The organism is Citrobacter sp. Cpo037 (genome assembly GCF_030332945.1).
GTDB lineage: Bacteria > Pseudomonadota > Gammaproteobacteria > Enterobacterales > Enterobacteriaceae > Citrobacter > Citrobacter portucalensis.
This window is the reverse complement of record NZ_JAOWGW010000013.1, coordinates 1-281: the sequence shown is the minus strand read 5'-3', so window position 1 is coordinate 281 and position 281 is coordinate 1. Positions and strand designations below refer to the sequence as shown.

Sequence of the window (281 nt, the reverse complement as noted above, 5' to 3'; positions counted from 1 at the left end):
CACACTACCATCGGCGCTACGGCGTTTCACTTCTGAGTTCGGCATGGGGTCAGGTGGGACCACCGCGCTACAGCCGCCAGACAAATTCTTTTCTAAGTGCCGAACTTTAACCGAAAAACTGGTGCTGATACCCAGAGTCGAACTGGGGACCTCACCCTTACCAAGGGTGCGCTCTACCAACTGAGCCATATCAGCACACTAAATTTGATGCCTGGCAGTTCCCTACTCTCGCATGGGGAGACCCCACACTACCATCGGCGCTACGGCGTTTCACTTCTGAG

At 54.8% G+C, this 281-nt stretch carries 1 tRNA gene and 1 rRNA gene; both read right to left on the bottom strand.

Annotation, left to right across the window (positions count from 1 at the left end):
• A 5S ribosomal RNA gene (rrf, locus tag OGX94_RS00855) occupies positions 1 to 81 on the bottom strand; the annotation flags it as partial.
• A 38-nt stretch (positions 82 to 119) separates the two neighbouring features.
• Positions 120 to 195, bottom strand: a tRNA-Thr gene (locus OGX94_RS00850).
• Between the last annotated feature and the right edge of the window lie 86 nt (positions 196 to 281).